Origin of the sequence: Frankia sp. AgB32 (genome assembly GCF_023243045.1) — a bacterium.
Classification (GTDB): Bacteria; Actinomycetota; Actinomycetes; order Frankiales; family Frankiaceae; genus Frankia.
On the sequence record NZ_JALKFX010000001.1, the window covers coordinates 185,196 to 208,700 of the forward strand.

At 72.4% G+C, this 23,505-nt stretch carries 19 protein-coding genes; 6 read left to right on the top strand and 13 right to left on the bottom strand.

Annotated features, from left to right (window positions below; all coding sequences use genetic code 11):
* Positions 1-293 precede the first annotated feature (293 nt).
* A complete protein-coding gene (locus MXD60_RS00805; protein ID WP_248816726.1) occupies positions 294-1,016 on the top strand; it encodes a cysteine hydrolase family protein in 723 nt (240 codons plus the stop codon).
* A 17-nt stretch (positions 1,017-1,033) separates the two neighbouring features.
* Positions 1,034-2,764, top strand: coding sequence for a regulator (locus MXD60_RS00810; protein WP_248816727.1), 1,731 nt, complete (start codon positions 1,034-1,036; stop codon positions 2,762-2,764).
* 29 nt (positions 2,765-2,793) lie between these two features.
* Here the strand turns inward: MXD60_RS00810 and MXD60_RS00815 are convergent, their stop codons facing one another.
* From MXD60_RS00815 to MXD60_RS00840, 6 genes are all read right to left on the bottom strand, one after another.
* A complete protein-coding gene (locus MXD60_RS00815; protein ID WP_248816728.1) occupies positions 2,794-3,573 on the bottom strand; it encodes a YceI family protein in 780 nt (259 codons plus the stop codon).
* Positions 3,574-3,699: 126 nt separating this feature from the next.
* A complete protein-coding gene (locus MXD60_RS00820; RefSeq protein ID WP_248816729.1) occupies positions 3,700-4,827 on the bottom strand; it encodes a family 43 glycosylhydrolase in 1,128 nt (375 codons plus the stop codon).
* 66 nt (positions 4,828-4,893) lie between these two features.
* Positions 4,894-6,438, bottom strand: coding sequence for a SulP family inorganic anion transporter (locus tag MXD60_RS00825; protein ID WP_248816730.1), 1,545 nt, complete (start codon positions 6,436-6,438; stop codon positions 4,894-4,896).
* Positions 6,439-6,672: 234 nt separating this feature from the next.
* Positions 6,673-7,563, bottom strand: a complete 891-nt coding sequence (locus MXD60_RS00830) for a DUF305 domain-containing protein (RefSeq protein WP_248816731.1) — start codon at positions 7,561-7,563, stop codon at positions 6,673-6,675.
* Positions 7,564-7,673: 110 nt separating this feature from the next.
* On the bottom strand, positions 7,674-9,197 hold the full coding sequence (locus MXD60_RS00835) for an FHA domain-containing protein (RefSeq protein WP_248816732.1): 1,524 nt from the start codon (positions 9,195-9,197) through the stop codon (positions 7,674-7,676).
* A gap of 253 nt (positions 9,198-9,450) precedes the next feature.
* Positions 9,451-11,235, bottom strand: a complete 1,785-nt coding sequence (locus MXD60_RS00840) for a glycoside hydrolase family 15 protein (RefSeq protein ID WP_248816733.1) — start codon at positions 11,233-11,235, stop codon at positions 9,451-9,453.
* Positions 11,236-11,659: 424 nt separating this feature from the next.
* On the opposite strand from MXD60_RS00840, the gene MXD60_RS00845 reads away from it, so the two are divergent.
* Positions 11,660-12,226, top strand: coding sequence for a hypothetical protein (locus tag MXD60_RS00845; RefSeq protein ID WP_248816734.1), 567 nt, complete (start codon positions 11,660-11,662; stop codon positions 12,224-12,226).
* Positions 12,227-12,288: 62 nt separating this feature from the next.
* Here MXD60_RS00845 and MXD60_RS00850 read toward each other — a convergent pair whose 3' ends face one another.
* Both MXD60_RS00850 and MXD60_RS00855 read right to left on the bottom strand, forming a co-directional pair.
* On the bottom strand, positions 12,289-12,486 hold the full coding sequence (locus tag MXD60_RS00850; protein WP_248816735.1) for a hypothetical protein: 198 nt from the start codon (positions 12,484-12,486) through the stop codon (positions 12,289-12,291).
* Between the two features lie 359 nt (positions 12,487-12,845).
* Complete coding sequence (locus MXD60_RS00855) at positions 12,846-14,534, bottom strand: dolichyl-phosphate-mannose--protein mannosyltransferase (protein WP_248816736.1); 1,689 nt, start codon at positions 14,532-14,534, stop codon at positions 12,846-12,848.
* A gap of 85 nt (positions 14,535-14,619) precedes the next feature.
* Between MXD60_RS00855 and rsmI the strand changes: the two genes are divergently transcribed.
* A complete protein-coding gene (rsmI, locus tag MXD60_RS00860) occupies positions 14,620-15,627 on the top strand; it encodes a 16S rRNA (cytidine(1402)-2'-O)-methyltransferase (RefSeq protein ID WP_248816737.1) in 1,008 nt (335 codons plus the stop codon).
* A gap of 131 nt (positions 15,628-15,758) precedes the next feature.
* Here rsmI and MXD60_RS00865 read toward each other — a convergent pair whose 3' ends face one another.
* Together MXD60_RS00865 and MXD60_RS00870 are read right to left on the bottom strand one after the other, a co-directional pair.
* Positions 15,759-16,406 carry a YdcF family protein gene (locus MXD60_RS00865; RefSeq protein ID WP_248816738.1) on the bottom strand — a complete coding sequence of 216 codons (648 nt, stop codon included), beginning with the start codon at positions 16,404-16,406 and terminating at the stop codon, positions 15,759-15,761.
* 100 nt (positions 16,407-16,506) lie between these two features.
* Positions 16,507-17,601, bottom strand: a complete 1,095-nt coding sequence (locus MXD60_RS00870) for a type 1 periplasmic-binding domain-containing protein (RefSeq protein WP_248816739.1) — start codon at positions 17,599-17,601, stop codon at positions 16,507-16,509.
* 132 nt (positions 17,602-17,733) lie between these two features.
* Here MXD60_RS00870 and MXD60_RS00875 point away from each other — a divergent pair, with 132 nt between their 5' ends.
* Both MXD60_RS00875 and rsmA read left to right on the top strand, forming a co-directional pair.
* Positions 17,734-18,558, top strand: a complete 825-nt coding sequence (locus MXD60_RS00875) for a TatD family hydrolase (protein WP_248816740.1) — start codon at positions 17,734-17,736, stop codon at positions 18,556-18,558.
* A 56-nt stretch (positions 18,559-18,614) separates the two neighbouring features.
* Positions 18,615-19,487 carry a 16S rRNA (adenine(1518)-N(6)/adenine(1519)-N(6))-dimethyltransferase RsmA gene (gene rsmA / locus MXD60_RS00880; RefSeq protein ID WP_283097573.1) on the top strand — a complete coding sequence of 291 codons (873 nt, stop codon included), beginning with the start codon at positions 18,615-18,617 and terminating at the stop codon, positions 19,485-19,487.
* A gap of 70 nt (positions 19,488-19,557) precedes the next feature.
* Here the strand turns inward: rsmA and MXD60_RS00885 are convergent, their stop codons facing one another.
* The 3 genes from MXD60_RS00885 to glmU all read right to left on the bottom strand — a co-directional run bounded on the left by MXD60_RS00885 (position 19,558) and on the right by glmU (position 23,448).
* A complete protein-coding gene (locus MXD60_RS00885) occupies positions 19,558-20,583 on the bottom strand; it encodes a tryptophan--tRNA ligase (protein ID WP_248816742.1) in 1,026 nt (341 codons plus the stop codon).
* 32 nt (positions 20,584-20,615) lie between these two features.
* Positions 20,616-21,590 (bottom strand): ribose-phosphate diphosphokinase, encoded by a 975-nt coding sequence (locus MXD60_RS00890; protein WP_308222327.1) that lies wholly within the window; start codon positions 21,588-21,590, stop codon positions 20,616-20,618.
* Between the two features lie 283 nt (positions 21,591-21,873).
* Positions 21,874-23,448: a bifunctional UDP-N-acetylglucosamine diphosphorylase/glucosamine-1-phosphate N-acetyltransferase GlmU gene (gene glmU, locus MXD60_RS00895; RefSeq protein ID WP_308222328.1), complete on the bottom strand. Its 1,575-nt coding sequence runs from the start codon at positions 23,446-23,448 to the stop codon at positions 21,874-21,876.
* Positions 23,449-23,505: the final 57 nt, after the last annotated feature.

Genomic DNA, 23,505 nt, shown 5'->3' on the forward strand with positions numbered 1-23,505 from the left:
GTGGCATATGCCACTGCCGACCCCGGCGACCAACTGCGCAAATACCGCAAAACATGCAGGTGGCAGGCCTGCCAATCTGTATACGAGTCCGTGTACTGGGCTGGATACAGAGTTTATCGGCGTGTTACGTGGCGGGCGGTGGGCTGAAACGCCATCCCCCGACTCTCGTCAGCAGACAGGACGGGACAGGCACCGGACCGCCGGTTCGTACGTGCCGAGCTCCCTCGGACCCACCCGTGTGCTCCGACGCGGGCGGGTCGCGAAACTGCGGACCCGGGATGGCGAGAGCTGGCATGAGCGAATCCGATCCGATCCCCACCGAGGCCCTGACGGTGGGCGCTCGACCCTATGACTTCACCTTCGATCCCGCTACCACCGCGCTCGTGCTCATCGACATGCAGCGTGACTTCCTCGAGCCGGGCGGCTTCGGCGAGAGCCTCGGCAACGACGTCAGCCAACTGCGCGGCACGATCGAACCGCTGCGCGCCGTCCTCGCCGCCGCCCGCGCCGCCGGCCTCACCGTCATCCACACCCGCGAGGGCCACCTGCCCGACCTGTCCGACCTGCCGCCGGCGAAGCTGCACCGCGGCAACGCGACCCTGAAGATCGGCGACCTCGGTCCCAAGGGCCGGATCCTCATCCGGGGCGAGTACGGCCAGGACATCATCGACGAGCTCGCGCCGGTCGAGGGCGAGACCGTCATCGACAAGCCCGGCAAGGGCGCCTTCTACGCCACCGCCTTCGGCGACGTGCTGGCCGAGAAGGGCATCACCAGCCTGGTCGTCACCGGCGTGACGACCGAGGTCTGCGTGCACACGACCGTCCGCGAGGCCAACGACCGCGGCTACGAGTGCCTGGTGCTCAGTGACTGCGTCGGCTCCTACTTCCCCGACTTCCAGCGGGTCGCGCTGGAGATGGTCGCCGCGCAGGGCGGGATCTTCGGCTGGGTCGCCCCGTCCACCGAGTTCCTCGCCGCGCTCGCTCCGCTGTCCACCGCCGCCGCCACGGCCTCCTGAGAAGGACCGCTCCCGTCATGATCAAGCTTGGGAATCGGCCGGCGTCGTCCGCGCCGGCACTGCCCTACTGGACGAAGGGCGACACCAACGCCTTCTTCGGCCTGGGCATCAACGTCCTGGTCAACGTCATCGTCCTGACGTCGTTGTGCCTGTTCGTCGTCAACATCCCGAAGAAGGACGTGTTCGGCGCGATCCTGCCCGCGCTCGGGATCGCGATGCTGATCGGCAACCTGTTCTACGCCTACCTGGGCCGGCGCCTCGCGGCGAAGGAGGGCCGTGACGACGTCACGGCGATGCCGTACGGGCCCAGCGTGCCGCACATGTTCATCGTCGTCTTCGTCATCATGCTGCCCATCTACCTGAAGACGAAGAACCCGCTCGCGGCCTGGGAGGCGGGGCTCGCCTGGGCGTTCATCATCGGCCTCATCGTCGTGATCGGCGCGTTCGTCGGGCCGACAATCCGCAGGTACGCGCCGCGGGCCGCGATGCTCGGCACGCTGGCGGGTATCTCGATCGCGTTCATCTCGATGCGGCCGGCGGCGCAGATGTGGGACGCCGCCTGGATCGCGCTGCCGGTCTTCGGCCTGCTGCTCGTCGGCCTGCTCACCGACCTGAAACTGCCGTGGAACCTGCCGATCGGCGCCGTCGCGCTGGCGGTCGGCACCGCCATCGGCTGGATCGGCGGGTTCATGAACACCCCGGACGTCACCGAGGCGGCCAAGGACATCGCGGTGTCGCTGCCGACGTTGCACTTCCACCAGCTCGGCCAGGGCCTGTCGAACATCTCGCCGCTGCTGGCCACCGCCATCCCGCTCGGCGTCTACAACTTCACCGAGGGCATGACCAACGTGGAGAGCGCCGCGTCGGCGGGGGACAGCTTCAACCTGCGCCCGATCCTGCTCGCCGACGGCTTCGGCGCGATCATCGGCTCGGCGCTCGGCTCGCCGTTCCCGCCCGCCGTCTACATCGGGCACCCGGGGTGGAAGTCCGCCGGGGGGCGCACCGGTTACTCGCTGGCGACTGGCGTGGTCATCGCGCTGCTCTGCTTCCTGAGCATGTTCGGCCTGCTCAACGCGGTGCTGCCGCTGCCCGCGATCGTGCCGATCCTGCTCTACATCGGGCTGCTCATCGGCGCCCAGGCGTTCCAGGTCTCGCCGAAGGCACACGGCGCGGCGGTGGTGGCCGCGATCATCCCGAACATCGCCTCCTGGGCGGCCACCCAGATCGACAACACGGTGACCACCGCGGTCGGCGTGGCATCGAAGATGAACCCGGCGGTCACCCTGAACGTCACCGACGCCGACCTCGAGGGCAACAGCGTGCTGCTGCACGGCCTGCACGTGCTCGGGGACGGCGCGGTGCTGGCCGGGCTTGTCCTCGGCTCGATCGTCGCGTTCATCATCGACAAGAAGTTCGTCTCGGCGACGATCGCCGCGGCCGCCGGATCGGGGCTGGCCTTCATCGGCCTGATCCACGCCGAGAAGGTCGAGTGGGACGCCGGGGGCGGGCAGGTCGCGCTCGGCTATCTGTTCCTCGCGGTGGTCTGCGGGATCTGGGCGCTGACCCGCCCGGCGCCGCGGGTGCTGGACGCCGAGGAGCTCGCGCTGGAACGCGAGCACGGCATCCCGACGCCGAGGACGACCGACGACGCCCCGACAGAACCGATCACCGAGCCGGTCGGAGCCGAGTCGGCCGCGACCGAGCCGGCCGAGTCAGCGAAGGCCGAGCCGGCGGCGACCACCGGCTGAGTCCGCCGATCGCCACGCCCACGCCGGAATCACGGGGTGGGCGTGGCGGTGGTCGCCGGGGCGGGGGACGTCCGGGTGAAGACGAGCGAGACCTCCATGATCCCGTGGTTCTCCGTGGAGATGCCCGGGAAGTTCGGGTTCGGTATGCCGTAGTCGGCGAAGACGATCGGGAGCTGGCCGACGGTGCGGATCGACGTGCCGTCCCAACGGGACTGCAGCGTCATCGAGACGCGCCTGGTCGTGCCGTGCAGGGTCAGGTCGCCCTTCGCGGTGGACGAGCGGGTGGTCCGCGAGTCGGGGGGAGCGGCGCCGATGGCGACCGGTTCGGTGAGGGTGAACGTCGCGGTCGGGAACGTCCCGGTGTCCATGATCCGCCCGCGGAACTGGTCGTCCCGGCGGCTCTCGTCGCTGGCGATCGTGGCCATCTGCACCGTGAACGACGCCGCCGAGGCGACCGGGTCGTCGATGGTCAGCGAGCCGGTGACGCCGGTGGTCCGGCCGGCCGCCGTGGTGTCCTGGCCGAAGAGCACCTCCTTGACCCGGTAGCCGACCTCCGAGCCGCTGGCGACGCGCCACCCGCCGGACAGCGAACCGGTCGGCGCGATCGACTCGGTGCCGCTGGGCTGCGCGAGGGCGAACTCCTCCGGCGGGTCCGACTTGATCACGTTGATGTAGACCGTGGTGCCGCCCACCACCAGCACCGCCAGCGCGAGGACGGCACCGAGCAGGACCACCAGCAGGCGCGGACGGCGCCGCCGGCGCCGCGGCGGGGACTCGGCGGGCCCGCTCGGATCGAGGGTTGCGGTCATTGGTGTTCGTCCCTTTCGCCGACGGCTCCCGGTGGCGCGCGTGACCCCGAAGTCCGTTCCTGCCGGCTGCCTGATCGTCCTGGCTGTATCAGTGACCTTGCCCAGGGAACGTGACCGGCACCCATCTCATGCGCCGCCGTGGTTGCCGCCCGTGCTGTCCGCGCCGTCGTTGCCGTCGTTGCCGTCGTTGCCGTTGCCGTCGTTGCTGTTGTGCCTGCTGTGTTCGGGCGGGCGTACCTGACCCTGGGTGAGTGACTTCACCTGGACCGACACGTGGTCGTCGTGCAGCTTCAGCGGCGCCACGACGAACCTGCCGCTCGGCTGGTAGGCGCCGCCGGGGGCGGCGTCCCAGCTGTGCAGGCCCAGCCACCAGCGGTCGCGGGCGTCGGTGAAGGCGTGTGCGCCGCCGGGGCCGAAGCCGACCTTGCCGCCGGTCAGGATCGGCTTGTCCGCGGCCGTGCACGGGCCGAGCGGGCTTCGGCACATCGCGTCGCCGACGACCTGGCGGTCGTTCAGCTCGGGCGCGGCCGAGTAGATCAGGTGGTAGTTGTCGTCGTCGCTGATCATCGACGGGTCCTCGACCCGGTTCTGCTGCCAGGGTCTGGTCGGTCGCAGCAGCACGGCCGGCTCGCCGGTGAGCACCAGGCCGTCCGAGCGCAGTCGTTGGGCCCAGAGCGCCGGGCCCGGCCCGCCGGCCCGGCCGGGGCTGCTCCACGCCAGGTACGGCCGGCCGGCGGCGTCGACGAACGGGCTCGGGCCGGTGCTGCCGCCGTCCCCGGTCTGGCAGACGAACGGGGCGAGCGAGGTGTCGACGAACGGTTCGTCGAGGTCCTTCGTCGTCGCCGCGGACACACAGCGCAGGCCCAGGCCGCGCACCTGTGCCGTGTAGTACAGGACGAAGGAGTCGCCGAAGGCGCCGATGGCGGCGGGGCCCAGCGCGCCGCCGGGCTCGGCCCACGGGGGCGGCGCCGCCAGCGCGTCGGGCTGGACGGTCCAGGAGCGCCGGTCCCGGCTGGAGAGCAGGCCGATCCTGGTGGGGGCGCGTGGGTCGACGCCCACGACGTAGGTGGTGCGATCGTGGGTGAGCAGCGACGGCGCCGGAAAGTCGACGTCGGCGACGGCGACGGCCCTGGTCGCGGCGGCCGAGCCCGCCTTCGACGCGTACAGCCCGACCAGCACGATGACGATGATGACCACGGCCGGCTGGCGCCGAGCGTAGTCGATCAGCCCCCCGGCCAGCCCCTTCTCGCCCATGTCGCCACCATCCCCATCGTGAGCATCTGATGGCGGAGTGTATTCACGGTGGGGCTGTGTTGGGTGTTAATCGACCTTGGGTCCTGGTGCCGTGGATAGTTTGCGCAGAAGGTCCGCGCTGCGGGTGTTCAACCCGAGGAGGATCACGTCGATCCCGCGGGCGCGGTACTTGGTCCGGACGTCGTCCAGGGCGGCCACGGCGGCGGAGTCCAGCACGTCCGCCTCCGCGAGGTCGATGACCACGCGGGTCGGGTCGTGGGCGTAGTCGAACGCGTTGACCAGGTCGTTCGTCGAGGCGAAGAACAGCGTGCCGTGCACGGCGTAGATCCGCTCGCCGCCCTCCGGGTCGAGCACGCTGGTCACCAGCGCCACGTGCGCGACCCGGCGGGTGAACAGCAGGGCGGCGAGCACGACGCCGACCAGCACCCCGTAGGCCAGGTTGTGGGTCGGCACGACCACGGCCACCGTCGCGACCATCACCAGCGTCTCGCCGCGTGGCATCCGGCGCAGGGTCGACGGCGCGACGCTGCGCCACTCGAAGGTCATCACCGCGACCAGCATCATCACCGCGGCCAGCGCCGACATCGGGATGTTGCAGACGACGTCCCGCAGCGGCACGACGAGCAGCAGCAGGAAGCCGCCCGCGGCGAACGTCGACAGCCGTCCGCGGCCGCCGGAGTTGACGTTGACGATGGTCTGGCCGATCATCGCGCAGCCACCCATCCCGCCGAAGAACCCGTTGACGACGTTGGCGATGCCCAGGCCCCAGGACTCGCGGTTCGGGTTGTGCGTGGTGTCGGTCATCCGGTCGACGATCTGGGCGGTCAGCAGCGTCTCCAGCAGACCCACGGCGGTCAGTGCCACCACGTACGGCCCGATGATCCGCAGGGTCTCCCAGGTCATCGGGACGTCGGGCACGCCGAACCGGGGCAGGGAGCTGGGCAGCCGACCCTCGTCGCCGACCGTCGGCACGGAGATGTGGAAGCAGACCGTGACGAAGGTCAGCAGGCCCACCGCGATCAGTGGCGCCGGGACCGCCTTCGTCAGCCGGGGCACCGTGAGCAGGATCGCCAGCCCGGCGGCCACCAGCACGTACACCTTCCACGACTTGCCCACGACGTGCGGGAGCTGGGCCGTGAAGATCAGGATGGCCAGCGCGTTCACGAAGCCGACCATCACCGTGCGGGGGATGAAGCGCATGAGCCGCGCCACCCCGAGCTGCCCGAGCACGAACATCAGCAGCCCGACCCCGATGGTCGTGGCCAGCAGGTAGTTCAGCCCGTGCGCGCGCACCAGGGGGGCGGCCACCAGCGCCATCGAACCGGCGGCCGCCGAGATCATCGCCGGGCGCCCGCCGGTGAAGGCGATGACCACCGAGATGGCGAACGACGCGAACAGGCCGACCTGCGGGTCGACCCCCGCCACCACCGAGAACGAGATGGTTTCCGGGATCAGGGCCAGCGCGGTCACCAGCCCGGCAAGCAGCTCCACCCGCACATGGCGCACCCCGGGCCAGCGCCGCGACAGCGCGATGACCGGCCGCCGGCGGGCGGTCGGACGGCGCACCTCGGCCACTGCGGCAGCCGAGGTGCGCTGGGAGAGCTCAGTCATGGGCGGGACCTCGGGGATCGGCGACGACGGTGGCGCGCCGCGCGACGGTCGGCCGCGGCCAGCGGGCGGATCCGATAATTCGGCTTAGACGATACAAAGTGCTATTCGTCGACGGTACGGACAGAGTACGGCTCTGTGCCGGTGGCGCAGGGCGCGGTCCGCGGCGCCGCGACACCGGCACGAAGGCCCTCAGCACGAGGCCGTCAGCGAGATCGCTGGCACCGGGCGGGGACGTCAGGCGCGCGGGGCGCCGAGTCGGACGAGATCCTGCTGCATCTGCTCGATCTCGATCGACTGGTTGAGCACCATCGCCCTGGCCAGGTCGCGGGTGCGGTCCTGCTGGCCGTGTTCGGCGGCGTACTGCGCCATCGCCAGCCCGCCGCGGTGATGGTGGATCATCAGGGTGAGGAACTGCACGTCAAGGTCGTGACCGCTGCTCGACGCGAGCCGGCGCAGCTGCGCGGGCGTCGCCATGCCCGGCATCCTGGCGGTGTCGTCGGGCGACGTCGACGGGCTGGCGGTGGCCGAGGCGCCCCCCATGTCCATGCCCGGCATGCTCGCCATGCCGTCGGAGGCGCCGGCGGCGCCGCCGGCGCCTCCGACGCCCATCCAGCGCATCGGCGCGCCGCTGGCCGTCTGCGTCCGACCCCAGCCGGACAGCCAGGCCGACATGATGCCGATCTCCCGCTGCTGGGTGAGCGCGACGTCCTGGGCGACGCTGCGCGAGGTCGGGTCGGCGCCCCGGTCGAACTCGATCATCGCCACCTGCACGGCCTGCGCGTGGTGCTCGGACATGTCCCGGGCGAAGCCGACGTCGACCGAGTCCTCCCCGGGCGAGCTGGCGGTCAGGTCGTGCAGCGCGGCTCCGGCGGCCAGCAGCCCGGCAACCAGCACCAGCAGCACGGGGGTCCACAGCAGCGCGGACCGCCGGCGGCCGCGACCGGGGCGGTCCGCCCCGCCGAGTGGAAGGTCGCCGCCTCCCGTCGGCCGCTCGTCGGCGCCTCGCGGCCGGTTGTCGGAGATCGGGAGGTTCCCAGGCATGCCGCCGCGCGGGCTGGCCGGTGCGTCTGCGGGCGCGGTGGCGGCGGGCAGGCCACCCCCGGCGCGCGGGTCTGATTCGCTCATCGTCCGTCAAGTCTGACGTAGGTGGCGAGATTGCGCGCGCAGCCCCGCCGCACGGAGCCCGCCTGGGCAGTGACCGGTGTGGGCAGTGACCGGTGTGGGCAGTGACCGGTCTAGACGTGGAGGTGGGAGTTGAAGACGAACGTGCGCTTGCCGACCTGCACGCGGGTGCCGGGGAGCAGCGGGGCCGGCTGGTGCGGACTCAGCGGAGTCCACACGGTCGCCTCCGGCGGCGCGATGTAGGTGCCGTTCGCGGAGCCCTGATCGGTGATCACCGCGTCCCATCCGGACAGGGTGATCACCGCGTGTTTGCGGGAGATCGCGCTCTCCCCGTCCTCGACGGGCAGCGCCCGCGCCTTGCCGGCCCGGACCGCGTCGTCCCGGTCGGGCTGACGGCCGATCACCAGGTCCATGTCGACGTTCACGGTCTGCCCGTCGTCGAATACCAGCACGCCGATCGGTGGGCGGGGCCCCCAGACCGTGCGGTTGGCCTGTTGCGCGAGCGACAGCCCGCACTCGGCGCAGTACGGCGCCAGCGGGTGGTTGAAGTGGCCGTTCGCGCACAGCACCCCCTCGACCTGCAGCTCCGCGTTGCTCGGCAGCATCGTCGGCGCCTCGTCGTCCTCGATGAGGTCGGAGACGGTGAAGGTCTGGCCGGGTAGCTGGGTGAGGGCGTCGTGCTCGTCGTCCGTGAGGTCGTCGCCGAGGCCGTCCGTCAGCGGCTCGATGGGCCCGCTGAGCCGCTGCTCCGCGGCCCCGCCGTGGACACCCGGGTAGCCGTTCTGACTGGCATCGGCGGCGCCGCGGCCGAGAGCCTCCCGGTTGGCGAGCTCCGTCGGCGGGTCCACGTCGAGTTCGTCGAGTTCGTCGAGTTCGTCGAGATCGGCGGCCTGGGTCGGCTCGGCCGCGGCCCGGCGGCGGTGGGCCTCCTCCTCCTCGCTGAGCAGCGGCGCCAGCGCCGGCGGCGTCGATGCCTTCGAGTCGGGGATGCGCGCGCCGACGGACGGGATCAGCTCCGCTCCCGTCCGCGGCTCCTGCGCCGAACTGAACCCGGCGAGCAGCCGATCGGCGGACGCCTTCGGGATCGGCAGCACCGGGCCGTCGCTGAGCACCAGGCTGACGCCGATCCCGGGGACGGCACCGATCCGCAGGTCCAACGGGAACCCGAGGTCACCGAGGCCGCCCGGGAAGCCACCGGCGGTCACCAGCCCGGTCGGGCCGACGTCGACGCGGCTGATCTCGGTCGGCAGGAGCCGGTCGACCCAGGTGGCCGAGTCGACACCGGAGAGGGTCACCCCGGACGGGCCGCTGGCCACGACGTCCATCGCCCCGTGGACCAGGGCGGCCACCCGTTCGTTGACGGTCGTGAGCAGGCTGAAGTCGGGCACCCGGTCCGGGTCCGCGTCGGCGAGCACGCCGGCGACGCGGCGTACCAGCCGCCGGCCCATGTTCGCCGCGCTCATGCCGACCTCGGCGGCCACCTCGGCGCACAGCTCGAGCAGCCGACCGGTGATCTCGGCCGTCTCGGGCCGGCCGACGTGAGCGACGATCAGCGCCCCGGGCAGCCGCACGACCACCCCTGCACGGTCCGCGCTCCCGGCCTCCACGACCACCCGGAAATGGTCCAGACCCGCCATGCCTCGCCCCTCGTCCCCGCATTCCTCGCCGCGCCGGTCCTCGCCGCCGGTAGCCGCGTGGCACATCCTCGCCGGGCGTCCGTGGACGTGGCTCGTCGGAGTGCCGAAGTTGTCCTGTCGTGCTTCCGACCGGGCCGGTGCCGGGCGGTCACGGTCCTATCCTGCCGTGCTCACCGCCCGGCGGGTATCGGCTTGGCGTCATCCTGGCCGCCCGGGACGAAATCGAGGGCGCCGACAGGCGCCCCCGGGGCGGTCAGGCGAGGGCGCGGTCGAGGTTGATCGCCGCGCTGATCAGCGCGAGGTGGGTGAACGCCTGCGGGAAGTTGCCCAGCGCCTCGCCGGACGGACCGATCTCCTCGGCGTACAGCCCGACGTGGTTGGCGTAGGTGAGCATCTTCTCGAACACCATCCTGGCCTCGGTCACCCGGCCGGCGCGGGTCAGCGCCTCCACGTACCAGAACGAGCACAGGTTGAACGTGCCCTCGTCACCGGTCAGCCCGTCGCTGCCGTCGGCCGCGTAGCGACGCACCAGGCTGTCGCTGACCAGGTCCTCGCCGAACCGGTCCAGGGTGGACAGGAAACGCGGGTCGGTGGGGCCGGAGAACTTCACCAGCGGCATGCACAGCAGCGAGGCGTCGAGCCGCGGCGAGCCCGGGAACTCCATGTAGGCGCCCCGGGTGGGGTTCCATGCCTCGTTCTGCACGAACCTGTACGCCTGACCGGCGAGTTCCTTCCAGTCGTTCGTCGGCCCGGGCAGGCCGCGCTGGCGGGAGATGCGACAGGCCCGCTCGAAGGCGACCCAGGTCATCAGCGCCGAGTAGGTGAAGCGCTGGCGTCCGCCGCGGGTCTCCCAGATGCCCTCGTCGGGGGAGTCCCAGTGCTTGGCCAGCCAGTCGAGCTGGCGGCCGAGCGCCTCCCACAGCCCGAAGGAGATCGGCGCCCGCTTGTTGTACAGGTACACCGAGTCCATCAGCTCGCCGTAGATGTCGAGCTGGAGCTGCTCGGCGGCGGCGTTGCCGACCCGCACCGGCTTCGAGTCGCGGTAGCCCGAGAGGTGGTCCAGGACGATCTCGTCCAGGTTCGCGTTGCCGTCGACGCTGTAGAGCACGTACAGGCCGGAGTCCTTCGGCGCCTCGTGGCAGCGCTGCTCCAGCCAGTCCATGAACGCGGCCGACTCGTCGGTGAAGCCCAACGCCATCAGCGCGTAGGTGGTGAACGCGGCGTCCCGGATCCAGGTGTAGCGGTAGTCCCAGTTGCGCACGCCGCCGAGCTCCTCGGGCAGCGACGTCGTCGGCGCCGCCACCAGCGCGCCGGTGGGCCGGTAGACGAGCAGCTTGAGCACCAGGGCGCTGCGCAGCACCATCTCGCGCCACCGGCCGTGGTAGCGGCCGCGGCGGATCCAGGACTGCCAGTACTTCAGCGTCCGGTTGAACAGCGCGTCGGCCTCACCGAGGATCAGGGGTCGGATCGACGAGTTCCATTCGAGGACGATGTCCGCGGTCTCGCCCATGGCCAGGTCGAACTCGGCGTAGACCGCCGTGCCGTCGACCCGCAGGGGCAGCGCGGTGCGCAGCACCAGGGTGCCCTTCGTCGACTCGAAGACCGCCCCCGAGCCCGGGATCAGGGTCACCGTGTGGGCCGCCCGGCCGTAGTCGAAACGCGGGTCGCAGCGCAGGCGGAACGAGGCCGTGCCGCGCACCGACCGCGCCTGGCGGACGACGACGTGCGGCGTCTCCGTGACGTCGCTGTCCATCGGCACCATGAAGTCGACGACCTCGCCGACCGCGCGGGGGGCGAGGAAGCGGGTCATCAGAACGTTGGAGTCGGGCAGGTAGAGCTGCTTGGCCCGCGATTCCGGGCAGTGGATCTGGAAGGAACCGCCGCGGTCGGCGTCGAGCAGGCTCGCGAAGACCGACGGCGCATCGAAGCGTTGCGGGCAGTACCAGTCGATCGTGCCATCCGTGGCGACCAGTGCCACGGTCCGCAGGTCGCCGATGACCGCGTGCTCCTCGATGGGCGGATAGTCGGTATGGGGCATTCGTGGGCTCCGCGAGGCGTGATTGGCCGAAGCTCCGGCCAGGGTTCCGCAGGTGATGGCCGGAGAGGGCGTCGCCGCGCCGCGGCAACCCGCCGGGGGTCGCTCGCGTCCTCCCGGCCGCCGCCGGTCGCCACCCGGGGCGGTGGCAACCAGGCGACCGTAACCCGCGGCAGCGATCCACGACCATGCCTCGCGAGAACGGTGCCGATCGGGTCGATTCGCCGTGTGAATACCCGATGACAGCGGTGGGTCGGCCCGGGATCCGAACGGCATCCGCCGTGGTCACCGGGCCTGCCCTACCGGCCGCGACACCCTGGGCACCGGGGTGCGCGCTGGGTTGCGCCCGGCGTCGGGCGCGTGACCGATCCCACCACGGTGGGGTCTGGGCGCAGCGGGCCCGGAGGCCGCCACCTACGATCACGCCATGGCCGCGCACTCACAGACCGCCGAGGACGGTCACGCCGCACTGGTGATGTTCGCGCGGGGAGACCGGGTCTTCCCGATCGACGACCTTGGCGGCGGGATCTGGTCCCGGCGTGGCACTGTGCTGGCCGTGCACGCCACCGGCGGACGGCCGCCGAGCGGGCAGACCGGTCCGGTGCGGGTCGACTCGCCCCGCGTCGAGATGCCGGTGCCCGCGCGCGCGACGGTTCTCTGGGACGACGGCACCGCCGAGGTGCTGGCCGAGGACCACCTCTGCCTCGTCTACGACCAGGAGGCGCCCGTCGGCGTCCGGGTCGTCACCCTGCCGATGGCCGAGCCGGTCGACGTCGTGCAGCACGGCGGGCATGTCGTGCTCGTCCTGCGCGACGGGCTGGTGCCGCCCGCGGTGCTCGACGCGCTGCGCGGGAAGCTGCGGCGGGTGCGGGCGGCGCTGACGCCGGCGCGGGCCGATGAGGCGTCCGCGGCGGAGCTGCGCCGCCGCGACCTCGACCTGCTGCGCGCACTGATCGCGCAGCTCACCGGCGGTCCGCCGGCCGAGCCGCGCTGACGGCTGCCGGCGGTCGGCCTGTTCGGGAGACGCCGCCGGTCAGCCTTTTCAGGTGACGTCGCTCAGGAGGTGGAGTACGGCCCGGGGCGCACGCCGGGGCCGTAGGAGTTGCCGTTCATGCCGGCCCGTGGCTGCTCGGTCATCGCCTGGCTGACCTTGGACGCGATCGCCTCCGTCAGCCGGATTGCCTGCGTCAGCGACAGGTTCAGCACGATCTCGCTGTCGTCGGTCATTGCGAACCGCACTGACACATCCGCCATGGTGATTCCTCCCAGTTTCGCACCCGCCCGACACCCGGCTCCGGTGATTGGAGGTCGCAGGGAGGCCCGCGCGGACGTTGCCCGCCGCACGGCCTCGGGGCATGCTGACCGACTCACCATCCACGATCGTGGGCGCCGGTCCGACGTGACCCCCCCTGTCGCGAGCCGCGGTAGTGCTGCTAGAGCGACCATTGCCAGACTCAAGGTAGTGGATTGGCTCCGGAGAATTGTTTTATGTCGTCGCGCCGGCGATCTGGGAACCCTGCGTTGTGATGATGTTGCATTGGGATTTGATGGAGCGGGCGTATAGGTTGCTGTGAGAGAGCTCACAGCGGGGTGGTCGGAACGCGTTCCAGCCGTCAGATCCAGCCCGGGAACCACATCCGGGCCCGCCAGGACGAGTACGGGATCACCTGTGCCGCGAGGATCGGATAGAAGTACGCGAACAGCAGCACCACGATGATCGTGTAGATGCCGACCGACAACGCCCCGGTCAGCCGTCTGGCATCGGAGGCGTCCCGCGGGCCGAGCGCCAGGCCGGCGAGCGAGGTGATTCCCAGGATCAGGAACGGCAGGCACGGCAGCGCGTAGAAGAAGAACATCGTCCGGTTCGGGAACAGCAGCCACGGCAGGAACGCCGAGCCGAAGCCCACCAGCACCAGCGCGGCCCGCCAGTCCCGCCGGGTCACCCACCAGACGAGCATGGCGATCAGGCTGGCCGTGCCGACCCACCACACCGCCGGGTTGCCCAGCGCCAGCACCTCGCGGGAGCAGCCCGCCGGATCGTGGCAGCCCTGCGTCCCGTAGGCCGGCGACGAGTAGTAGTACGCCACCGGCCGGCCCATCACCAGCCAGCTCATCGGATGCGACGCGAAGGCGTGGCCCTGGTCGAGTCCCTCGTGGAACTTCAGCACCGCCATCTGGTACTTCCACCAGCCGTGCCAGGCATCCACGAAGCTGTTGCCGTAGAAGTGCCGGTCATAGCCGCCGTCGGTCACGAACCAGCCGGTCCAGGTGGCCAGGAACACCACGATCGGCACGACCACGAACCCGGCGAACCACAGCGGCAGATCCCGGCGCAGCGCGCCGAGCACGGGCCGGCGGGCGCCACCGGTCCGGCGGGCACCGATGTCCCAGGCGATCGCGAGCGCCGAGAAGCCGATGATCGAATAGACCGCGCTCCACTTCACGCCCATCGACAGCCCCAGCGCCACCCCGCAGGCCAGCCGCCACGGCCGCAGCCCCAGCCGCGGTCCGTACAGCTCGCGCAGCCGGTCCTGCCGGCCGGGGGCGGCAACGCCCACGACCGCGTCCGCACCCGCGCCGCCGCCGACGTCGCCTGGAGGCGGCGCGGTACGGCGGGTGAGCGCCGGGGCCAGCCGGTCGACGAGTCGCGCGCGGCCGGAGTCCCGGTCCAGCAGCAGACCGGCCAGGGCGACGACGACGCCGGTCATCAGGAAGATGTCCAGGATCCCGATGCGGCTCTGGACGAACTCCAGGCCGTCCATCGCCAGCAGCAACCCGGCGAAGCAGCCCAGCACGGTGGAGCGGAACATCCGCCGCGCCGCGCGGGCGAGGACCAGCACGGCCAGCGTCCCGAACAACGCCGAGGAGAACCGCCAGCCCAGCTCCGGATCGCCGTGCGGCACCCCGGCGCAGTTGGTGTAGCCGAACAGGCCCTCCGAGGCCGCCATCAGCCACTTGCCGAACGGCGGATGGACCACGTAGGCGGGCCCCGAGCAGGTCGAGGAGTCGATCTCGTAGCCGGCCTTGAGCAGGCCCAGGGCATCCTTCGTGTAGTAGACCTCGTCGAAGTACCTGCCGCGGGGCTGCGTCACGTGCCAGAAGCGCAGCACACCCGCGAGTAACGCCACCGAGAGGGTCGCGAGCCATCCCGCCAGCGGCGAGCCGGGCATCGGCGGGCACAGCCGCTCCCGCAGGCTCGGGGCCGGCGGCTGTGGCGCACCGTCGGCGTCCCGGGCCTCGGCTGGTGGCCGGTCGGCGCGTCCGCTCGCACTCCAGGGCAGGTGGGCCGTCGTCGCCGTCACACGAATCAGCGTAGGTCCTCCCGTTGGGGACCCGGCGCCGAGGGCCAGCCCTCCGGGCCGGCCCGGCGGCTGAAAGACTGGACCGGTGTCCGGGACCCTGGTGCTGTGCGGCGCGCCGATCGGTGACGTACGGGACGCAAGCCCCCGGCTCGGCGAGATCCTCGCGACCGCGGACGTGATCGCCGCCGAGGACACCCGGCGGGTGCTGCGCCTGGCGCACGCGCTGGGCGTCACCATCGCGGGACGGGTGGTGTCCTGCTACGACGCGGTCGAGGGCGCCCGCGCCGCGATGCTCACCGACCTGCTGCGGGCCGGGGCGACGGTCGCGTTGGTCACCGACGCCGGGATGCCGGCGGTCTCCGATCCCGGTTTCCGGGTGGTGGCCGCGGCGGCCGCCGCCGGCATCCCGGTGACCGTGGTGCCCGGGCCGTCCGCGGTGACGGCGGCCCTCGCCGTCAGCGGGCTGCCGTCCGACCGGTGGACGTTCGAGGGCTTCCTGCCGCGGCGCGGGGGCGAGCGGCGGGGCCGGCTGCGGGAACTGCGCGACGAGACCCGGACGATGGTGTTCCTGGAGTCCCCGCACCGGCTCGAGGCCAGCCTGCGCGATCTCGTCGGCGCGTTCGGCGGGTCCCGGCCCGCGGTGCTGTGTCGCGAACTGACCAAGACGTACGAGGAGATCGTCCGCGGTGACCTGGCGGCCCTGGTCGCCTGGGCGAGCGACGGCCGGGTGATCCGAGGCGAGTTCACCCTGGTCGTCGGGGGCGGGGCGGGCCGCGGGCCCGTCACGGTCACCTTCGACGACGCCTCCACCGGCGCGCCGAGCTCCCCCGCCGGCGTCCCCGCTCGCGGCCCGGCGGCCCGCATCGACGCTGGCGTGGATCCCACCGTGGCCGGCGGGGAGGACCCGCCTGGCGGCGGGGACGGGGCGTCGACCGTCTCGGCGCAGGTGCTTGCCGCGGACGTCGCGCGCCGTGCCGCCGCCGGGATGTCCCGCAAGGACGCTCGGCGGGCCGTCGCCGCCGACCACGGCGTGTCCCGCAACGACGTCTACGCCGCGGAGCTCGCCGCCCGTCCAGCCCGCACGCGGCCCTGAGTGCGCCGCGGCGCATTGCGCCGTGCTGCCCCTACCGTGCTTTTGTCGTGATCTGAGCGCGCTGCGTGACCGGAAGTGCGCCGCGGCGCACTGCGCTGTGCCGCGCCTACCGCGGCGGAGCCTCGGGCGGGTCAGCAGCCGCGTTGCAGGATGAGTGCCTTGCCCAGCGCCGCCCACTCATAGGCGATCATGTAAGGCCACGACAGAGCCGGCGGTGGGACGCCGATCATCCGGGCCTCGCCCGGGTAACAGCGGCCCAGCCGCAGGCGGGCCCGGGTGGTCTGCGACGTCGCGGTGATCACGATGACGGAGTGCCAGCCCCGCTGTGCCGCCGCGGCGGCGAGCCAGCGGGACTCACCCTGGGTGGTGAGCGGGTCGGGTGCGAAGCAGATCACCTCGACGCCGGTGACCCCCTCGGGGCACGGGTCGTCCGCCGTCGGCGTCGAGACCGCGAGCACGGGTGCGTAGCCCGCCCGGGCCAGGCTGACCGCGCGTTCGAGCCGGCCGGGGCTACCCGCGAACATGACGATCGCGTCGGCCGGCGCCGGCCGGTCCTGGTCGGGGAAGACGAACAGCCGCGCCGTGGTGGCGGCGAACGCCAGCGCCAGGACACCGATCACCCCGAGCCGGATCGCCCGGCGCCGGGTCGACCGGGTCGACCGGGTCGACCGGGTCGACCGGGCGGACGGAGTCGGCGCGGTCGAGGCTGCCGGGGTCGGTGCTGCCGGGGTCGGTGCTGCCGGGGTGGGCGGATCGCGGTCGGGCGGTGCGGCCGTCATGACCCCCTCCCTCCGCGGCCGTCGTTCCATCGGTCGGCCCGAGCCAACCACGGTCGACCCGGTCCGGGTGGGTCCACCCGCCGTGGGCGGCCGCGCCGGCTCAGCCGGTCGGCGCGGTGGCCGGGCGGCTGGTGATCAGCCTCGGGTGGGTGAACGTCGCCCGGGCCGCCTCGCGCGGCCAGACCGTCCGCGACGCACCGTCCTGCCACTGCACGATCTGGATCTGATGGCCGACCTGCAACCCGGTGGCCTCGTCGAGGCGGAACCGGCCGAGCAGGGTGGTCGTGTCGATGCCACGGGCCGCGGCCAGCACCGAGGTGTCCTGCGCGCTGCCGCAGAAGCGGATCGCCCGGCCGAGGATGAGGCCGGTGACGTAGGCCCAGGCGGCCGTCTCGGTCGGCGGCACGCCGTGCAGGTTGGTGAAGTCGGCGGTGAACGCCTGGGCGGTCGGGCCGGTCGCGGACGCCCGGGTGCTCTCCGGGATCCAGCTTCCCGGCGCCAGCAGCCGCTCGCGCAGGTCACCGAGGCTGGCGGTGGCCTGGGCACTGACCGCGGTGGAGAAGGCGGCGGCCCGCCACGGGCGGCGTAGCAGGATGTTCGCCGCGGCCAGCTCGTCCGCCGGCGCGGCGTGCACGATGAGGATGTCGCCGGGGGGCAGTCGGCTCGCGGCGAGCGTGGCCTTCCCGGCCGGGAACACGTGCGAGGCGACCTCGAACGCCTGCGTCGCGGCCGCCGCCCTGGTCACCGAGGTGATCTCCACGGCGGTGTCACCCGACGCGAGCAGCACGACCTTGCGGGCCCGCCGGTCGGCCGCCCGTACGGTCGACAGCACTCCTCGCGGCCACGTCGAGGTTGCCGCGGCGATGTTGACCACGTTCGGGAACGCCTGGCGAACGAAACGGGTCGACGGTGCCCCGGTGTTGAACACCACCCGGTTGGTCGCCGCACAGGCGGCCAGGGCGGCCCGGTGGCCGTACGGCCCGAGCAGGGCGTCCGGTTGGGCGGCCACGGCGGCGCGCATCGCGGCCGCCGGGTCGGGGTGCGCGTCGTAGGCGGTCAGGCTGACCTCGTCCCACGGGTGCGGGAGCTGCTCGTCGCGCGCCCACAGGGTGACGCCGCGCAGGCCAGCCAGGCCTTGGGCGGAGTCCGGCCCCGTGAGCGGGGTGACCAGGGCGACGGTCAGCGGTGTCGTCATAGGAGGCCCTTGCAGTCGTTCACCTGGTTAGCGTCCCATGCCCGATATGCGAGATCTTCGGGATGTCCGAAGGTCGCCGTAGACTTCCGAGTCACCGAAGGACAGGTTGCGAGCGGAAGGACGGTCTGCGAGGTGGCGCGCAACTCCGGCCGCAGCGGTGATCCACCACCGTCGCCTGATCCCCTCTCCGTCGCCGTGGTCGACAGCCACTGTCATCTGGATCTGATGGACACCGAGGTCGAGGCGGCGCTGGCCGCGGCGACCGCGGTCGGTGTCACCAGGGCGGTGACCGTCGGGGTCGATCTGCCGACGAGCCGCTGGCAGGTCGAGGTCGCTGAGGCCCATCCCCAGCTCTACGCCGCCGTGGCCATCCACCCCAACGAGGCGGCGCGGGGCGTGAGTGAGGAGACGTTCGCCGCTGTCACCGAGTTGGCCCGGCGGGACAAGGTCCGCGCCGTCGGCGAGACCGGCCTCGACTACTACCGCACCCCACCCGAACAGCATGCGGCGCAGCAGGAAAGCTTCCGCCGGCACATCGCGATCGCCAAGGAGACCGGGCGTGCGCTGATGATCCACGACCGGGAGGCGCACGAGGACACGCTGCGCATCCTCGTCGAGGAGGGTGCCCCCGAGAAGGTCATCTTCCATGCCTTCTCCGGTGACGCGGAGATGGCGAAGATCTGCGCCGACGCCGGCTACCTGATGTCCTTCGCCGGGAACGTCACGTTCAAGAACGCGACGAACCTGCGCGAGGCCGCCGCGGCCGCCCCGGCCGAGCTGCTGCTTGTCGAGACCGACGCGCCGTTCCTCACCCCGGTGCCGTGGCGGGGGCGCCCCGGTGGTCCCTATCTGATCCCGCTGACCCTGCGGGTGCTCGCCGAGACCCGCGGCGTGGGCGTCGCCGAACTCGCGACGGCCATCGCCGCCAACGCGGAGCGGGTGTTCGGGCCCTGGTAGCCGCCGACGCGCTGCTCGCCCCGGCCGACCTGCGAGCACTGGCCGAGGCGCTCGACCTGCGCCCGACGAAGCGCCGCGGGCAGAACTTCCTGGTCGACGCGAACACCGTGCGCCGGCTCGTGCGGATCGCCCGCATCGGCCCGGACGACGCGGTGCTGGAGATCGGGCCCGGCCTCGGCTCGTTGACGTTGGGGCTGCTCGGCGCCGCCGCGTCCGTCGTCGCCGTCGAGATCGACCCGGTGCTCGCCGCGGCGCTGCCGGCGACCGCCGCCGCGCGGATGCCGCCCGAGGTGGCGGGGCGGCTGCGGGTCGTGACGGCCGATGGGCTGCAGGTCGGGCCGGGCGATCTGCCCCCGGAGCTCGCCGCGCCCACGGTGCTGGCCGCGAACCTGCCGTACAACGTCGCCGTGCCGCTGTTGCTGAACCTGCTGGAACGGTTCGATTCGCTGACCCGGGGCCTGGTGATGGTGCAGGCCGAGGTCGCCGACCGGCTGACCGCCAGCCCCGGCGGCCGCGTCTACGGCGCGCCGAGCGTGAAACTGGCCTGGTACGCGCATGCCCGGGGGGCCGGGGGAGTGCCCCGGCCGGTCTTCTGGCCGCAGCCGAACGTCGATTCGGGGCTCGTCGCCTTCACCCGCCGGGACGCGCCCCCGGCCCCGGCGCGGCTGCGCCGGTCCGTGTTCGCCGCCGTCGACGCCGCCTTTGCCCAGCGCCGCAAGACGCTGCGGGTCGCCCTGAAGCCATGGGCGGGCTCGTCGGCGGCAGTGGCGGAGCTGGCGGCGGCGGCCGACGTCGATCCCGGCGCCCGCGGCGAGACCCTCGACGTCGAGGCCTTCTGCCGCCTCGCGCTCGCCCGGGAGGCGGCCACCGGCCCCGAGGGCGACGCGGATCATGCCGCCGAGTCCACCGCCCCCCGCGTGCCCGACTAGCGCTTTCCACGAGGGCCTGCGGACACCCGGCCACCGGCGGCCGGCTGGCGTTGGCGCTGGGGCGTGTGGGTCAGCCGGTGGCGATGCCGACGGCGCGGCGGACGCCGGTGAGGACCGGCTGGGCGCGGTCGCGGGCCTGTTCGGCGCCGGTGGCGAGGATGGCGTCGAGCTCGCTGCCGGGGGCGACGAGGTCGGTGTAGCGCTCGCGCAGTGGAGAGAGCCAGTCGTTGATCGACTCGAACAGGGCGTTCTTGAGGTCGCCCCAGCCGGTGCCGCCCTGTTCCAGGCGGACGCGCATGTCCTTGACGGCCTCGGGCGAGGCGAAGTTCTCGTAGAGCGCGAACGCGGCGGAGGTGTCCGGGTTCTTCGGGGCCTCGACGGGGGTGCTGTCGCTCACGATGCCGCGCACGCTCTTCCGGAGCTGCTTCTCCGGGGCGAACAACGGAATGGTGTTGCGGTAGGACTTGCTCATCTTCCGGCCGTCCGTGCCCGGCAGGGTCTTCGCGGACGCGCCGGCCGGATAGATGCCGGTCGGGACCTTGAGGGCGAAGGAGTCGCCGTAGAGGTGGTTGAACGTGCCGGCGATGTCGGCGGCGTATTCGACGTGCTGGGACTGGTCCAGGCCGACCGGGACGACGTCGGTGTTCATGATGAGAATGTCGACGGCCATCAGGACCGGGTAGTTGAACAGGCCCATGTTGATGCCGGCGTCCAGGTCGGTGACGCCGGCCTCGGCGTTGCGGTCGCGGGCCGCCTTGTAGGCGTGCGCCCGGTTCATCAGGCCCTTGGCGGTGACGCAGGACAGCACCCAGGACAGCTCGAAGATCTCGGGCACATCGGACTGGCGGTAGAAGACCGTCTTCGCCGGGTCCAGGCCGAGGGTGATCCAGGTGGCGGCCACCGACCTGGTGTAGGTCGCCAGCTCCGCGCGGTCCCGGATCGAGGTCAGGGCGTGGTAGTCGGCGATGAAGTAGATCGACTCGTACGTCGAGGTGAGCTCCAGCGACGGCCGGATCGCTCCGATGTAGTTCCCGAGATGCGGCTCGCCCGTCGGCTTGATGCCGGTGAGCGAGACCTTCGGCTGTTGCGCTGCCATGGCAGCGCAGTCTACGGACGCCGCCGGGTCACTCAGGCGTCGCCGCCGAACAGGCCGGTCACCGAGCCGTCCTCGAACACCGCTCTGATCGCGGCGCCGAGCAGCGGGGCGATCGACAGCTCGGTGATCTTGTCGATCCGCGCCTCGCTCGGCAGCGGCAGCGTGTTGGTGAGCACGACTTCGGAGATCTCGGAGTTCTTCAGCCGGTCGGCGGCCGGGCCGGACAGCACACCGTGGGTCGCGGCGGCGATGACGTCGGTCGCGCCGTGCGCCTTGAGCGACTCGGCGGCCTTGGTGATGGTGCCGGCGGTGTCGATCATGTCGTCGACGATGACGCAGGTCCGGCCGCGGACCTCCCCGACGACGTCGAACATCTTCACCTGGTTCGGGACGTCCGGGTCGCGGCGCTTGTGGATGATCGCCAGCGGGCAGCCCAGCCGGTCGGTCCACCGCTCGGCGACCCGCACCCGGCCCGAGTCCGGGGCCACGACGGTGACCTCCGAGGTGTCGAGCTTGTTCTCGAGGTAGTCGGCGAGCAGCGGCAGCGCGAACAGGTGGTCCACCGGGCCGTCGAAGAAGCCCTGGATCTGCGCGGTGTGCAGGTCGACGGACATCAGCCGGTGCGCACCCGCGGTCTTGAACAGGTCGGCGACGAGGCGGGCGGAGATCGGCTCCCGGCCGCGGTGCTTCTTGTCCTGGCGGGCGTACGGGTAGAACGGCGCGACCACCGTGATCCGCTTGGCGCTGGCCCGCTTCAGCGCGTCCACCATGATCAGCTGTTCCATCAGCCAGGTGTTCACCGGCGCCGAGTGGCACTGGAGCACGAACGCGTCGCAGCCGCGGACCGACTCCGAGAACCGGACGAAGATCTCGCCGCTGGCGAACTCGTAGGCGTTCGTCGGCACCGGCTCGACGTCGAGCTCGGCCGCCACCTCCGCCGCCAGGCCGGGGTGGGAGCGTCCCGCGAACAGCATCAGGTTGCGCCGGTTCTCGGTCTGGTAGGTCACCGCGTTCTCCTCGGGCGTGATGAATGATCGGGCTGGCCGGCCGCGGCGGGGCGGGTCGCGCCCCTGGCCGCGCGGCAGTGCCACGGCCAGAGCGCATTCGGGTCGTACCCGGGCGCGCGGCGGTCACCGCGGCTTGTTGCGATCGGTCGGCGTCGGCCGGACCGGTCCGGGACACCAGGGTCGCGCAGGGGCGGCACCGGGCGCTGCACCGGCTGGCCCCAGCGGGGGTCAGATCGGGTGCTGAGCATCCTCCCGCTGGTAGGAAGGGTGAAGACCGACGCCTCTACGTTCTGCTTCCCGCTCCCGGAACGCCAGCGATCCCGGCCTCGCCCACCCGGGTGTGCGTCAACTCACCTGCGTCAGCAGCGGATCCGGGCGGCTCGGGGACCATCGGAGTGGTGGGGGCGACCGGCCCGGCGGGGGAGGGCGCGGTGCCGGCGGCGGCCGCCGCGCGGGCTGCGGCGCTGCCGGGGCGGCGCCGCGCCACCCAGCCCTCGATCGTCCGCTGCTGTCCTTCACGGATCGCCAGGGCACCCGGCGGCACGTCCTCCCGGATCACCGCACCGGCGCCGGTGTACGCGCCGTCGCCGACGACGACCGGCGCGACGAGCATCGTGTCGCTGCCGATGCGGACGTCCGATCCGATGATCGTGCGGTGCTTGGCGACGCCGTCGTAGTTCACGAAGACGGTGGTACAGCCGATGTTGCTGCGATCGCCGACGACCGCGTCGCCGACGTAGGCCAGGTGCGGGACCTTCGTCTGCTCGCCGAGCACGGCGGCCTTGGTCTCGACGAACGAGCCGATCTTGCCCTCTCGGCCCAGTCGGGTACCCGGCCGCAGGTGGGTGTACGGGCCCACAGTGGCGCCGGCGCCGATCTCGGCCTGGTCGGCGGTGGTGCGCACCACGGTGGCCCCGGGGCCGACGACCGTGTCGGTGAGCGAGCAGTCCGGGCCGACCTCGGCGCCGCGGGCCAGATGGGTGCGTCCGTGCAGGGCGGTGTTCGGGGCGATCGTCGTGTCCGGTTCGAGCGTCACTTCGGCGTCGATCCAGGTGGTCTGCGGGTCGACGACGGTGGTGCCGGCGCGCATCGCCGCCTCGACGAGGCGGTCTCGCAGGGCCCGGCCGGCGGCGGCGAGCTGGACGCGGTCGTTGACCCCGGCAGCCTCGGCCGGGTCGGCGACGGCGCGGGCGGCGACCGGGCTGCCGTTGGCGACCAGCAGGCCGACGACGTCGGTCAGGTACTCCTCGCCCTGGGCGTTCTCCCTGGTCAGCCGGGCAAGCGAGGCTTGGAGTGGGCCGGCCTGGAAGGCGTAGACGCCGGTGTTGATCTCGCGGATGGCGGCGGTGGCCGCGTCGGCATCGCGCTGCTCGACGATCCCGCGTACCCGGCCGGCGTCGTCGCGGACGACCCGGCCGTAGCCGGTGGCGTCGGCGAGCACGGCGGTGAGGACGGTGGCGGCGGCGCCCGCGGCCAGGTGCTCGCCGGTGAGGCCGGTGAGGGTGTCGCCGGCGAGCAGCGGTGCGTCACCGGGCAGGACGACAACGGTGTCCTCCGGACCGAGGCCGTCGAGCGCGTGCAGGGCGACCCGGACGGCGTGGCCGGTGCCGAGCTGACGGTCCTGCACGGCGACGACGACGTCGGGGGCCCGCTCGTCGAGCATCGCGCCGACCTGCTCGCGGCCGTGCCCGACGACCACCGCCGTGCGGCCGGCGCCGAGGGCGGCGGTGGCGTGCAGCACGTGTTCGAGCAGGCTGCGACCGGCGATGCGGTGGAGAACCTTCGGCGTTGACGAGCGCATCCGCCGACCCTCGCCCGCGGCCAGGATGATGACGGCCGCCGGACGTGGTGATGTCACGCGATCTCCCGACTCTTCGACTCGCACGAGGGTGGGGCGACGGGGACCACAGTACCG

What these genes read in the sequence shown, in the direction of transcription:
- MXD60_RS00805 (WP_248816726.1), top strand. Translation starts at nt 294, where the DNA reads ATGAGCGAATCCGATCCGATCCCCACCGAGGCCCTGACGGTGGGCGCT.
- MXD60_RS00810 (WP_248816727.1), top strand. Translation starts at nt 1,034, where the DNA reads ATGATCAAGCTTGGGAATCGGCCGGCGTCGTCCGCGCCGGCACTGCCC.
- MXD60_RS00815 (WP_248816728.1), bottom strand. Translation starts at nt 3,573, where the DNA reads ATGACCGCAACCCTCGATCCGAGCGGGCCCGCCGAGTCCCCGCCGCGG.
- MXD60_RS00820 (WP_248816729.1), bottom strand. Translation starts at nt 4,827, where the DNA reads ATGGGCGAGAAGGGGCTGGCCGGGGGGCTGATCGACTACGCTCGGCGC.
- MXD60_RS00825 (WP_248816730.1), bottom strand. Translation starts at nt 6,438, where the DNA reads ATGACTGAGCTCTCCCAGCGCACCTCGGCTGCCGCAGTGGCCGAGGTG.
- MXD60_RS00830 (WP_248816731.1), bottom strand. Translation starts at nt 7,563, where the DNA reads ATGAGCGAATCAGACCCGCGCGCCGGGGGTGGCCTGCCCGCCGCCACC.
- MXD60_RS00835 (WP_248816732.1), bottom strand. Translation starts at nt 9,197, where the DNA reads ATGGCGGGTCTGGACCATTTCCGGGTGGTCGTGGAGGCCGGGAGCGCG.
- MXD60_RS00840 (WP_248816733.1), bottom strand. Translation starts at nt 11,235, where the DNA reads ATGCCCCATACCGACTATCCGCCCATCGAGGAGCACGCGGTCATCGGC.
- MXD60_RS00845 (WP_248816734.1), top strand. Translation starts at nt 11,660, where the DNA reads ATGGCCGCGCACTCACAGACCGCCGAGGACGGTCACGCCGCACTGGTG.
- MXD60_RS00850 (WP_248816735.1), bottom strand. Translation starts at nt 12,486, where the DNA reads ATGGCGGATGTGTCAGTGCGGTTCGCAATGACCGACGACAGCGAGATC.
- MXD60_RS00865 (WP_248816738.1), bottom strand. Translation starts at nt 16,406, where the DNA reads ATGACGGCCGCACCGCCCGACCGCGATCCGCCCACCCCGGCAGCACCG.
- MXD60_RS00870 (WP_248816739.1), bottom strand. Translation starts at nt 17,601, where the DNA reads ATGACGACACCGCTGACCGTCGCCCTGGTCACCCCGCTCACGGGGCCG.
- MXD60_RS00885 (WP_248816742.1), bottom strand. Translation starts at nt 20,583, where the DNA reads ATGGCAGCGCAACAGCCGAAGGTCTCGCTCACCGGCATCAAGCCGACG.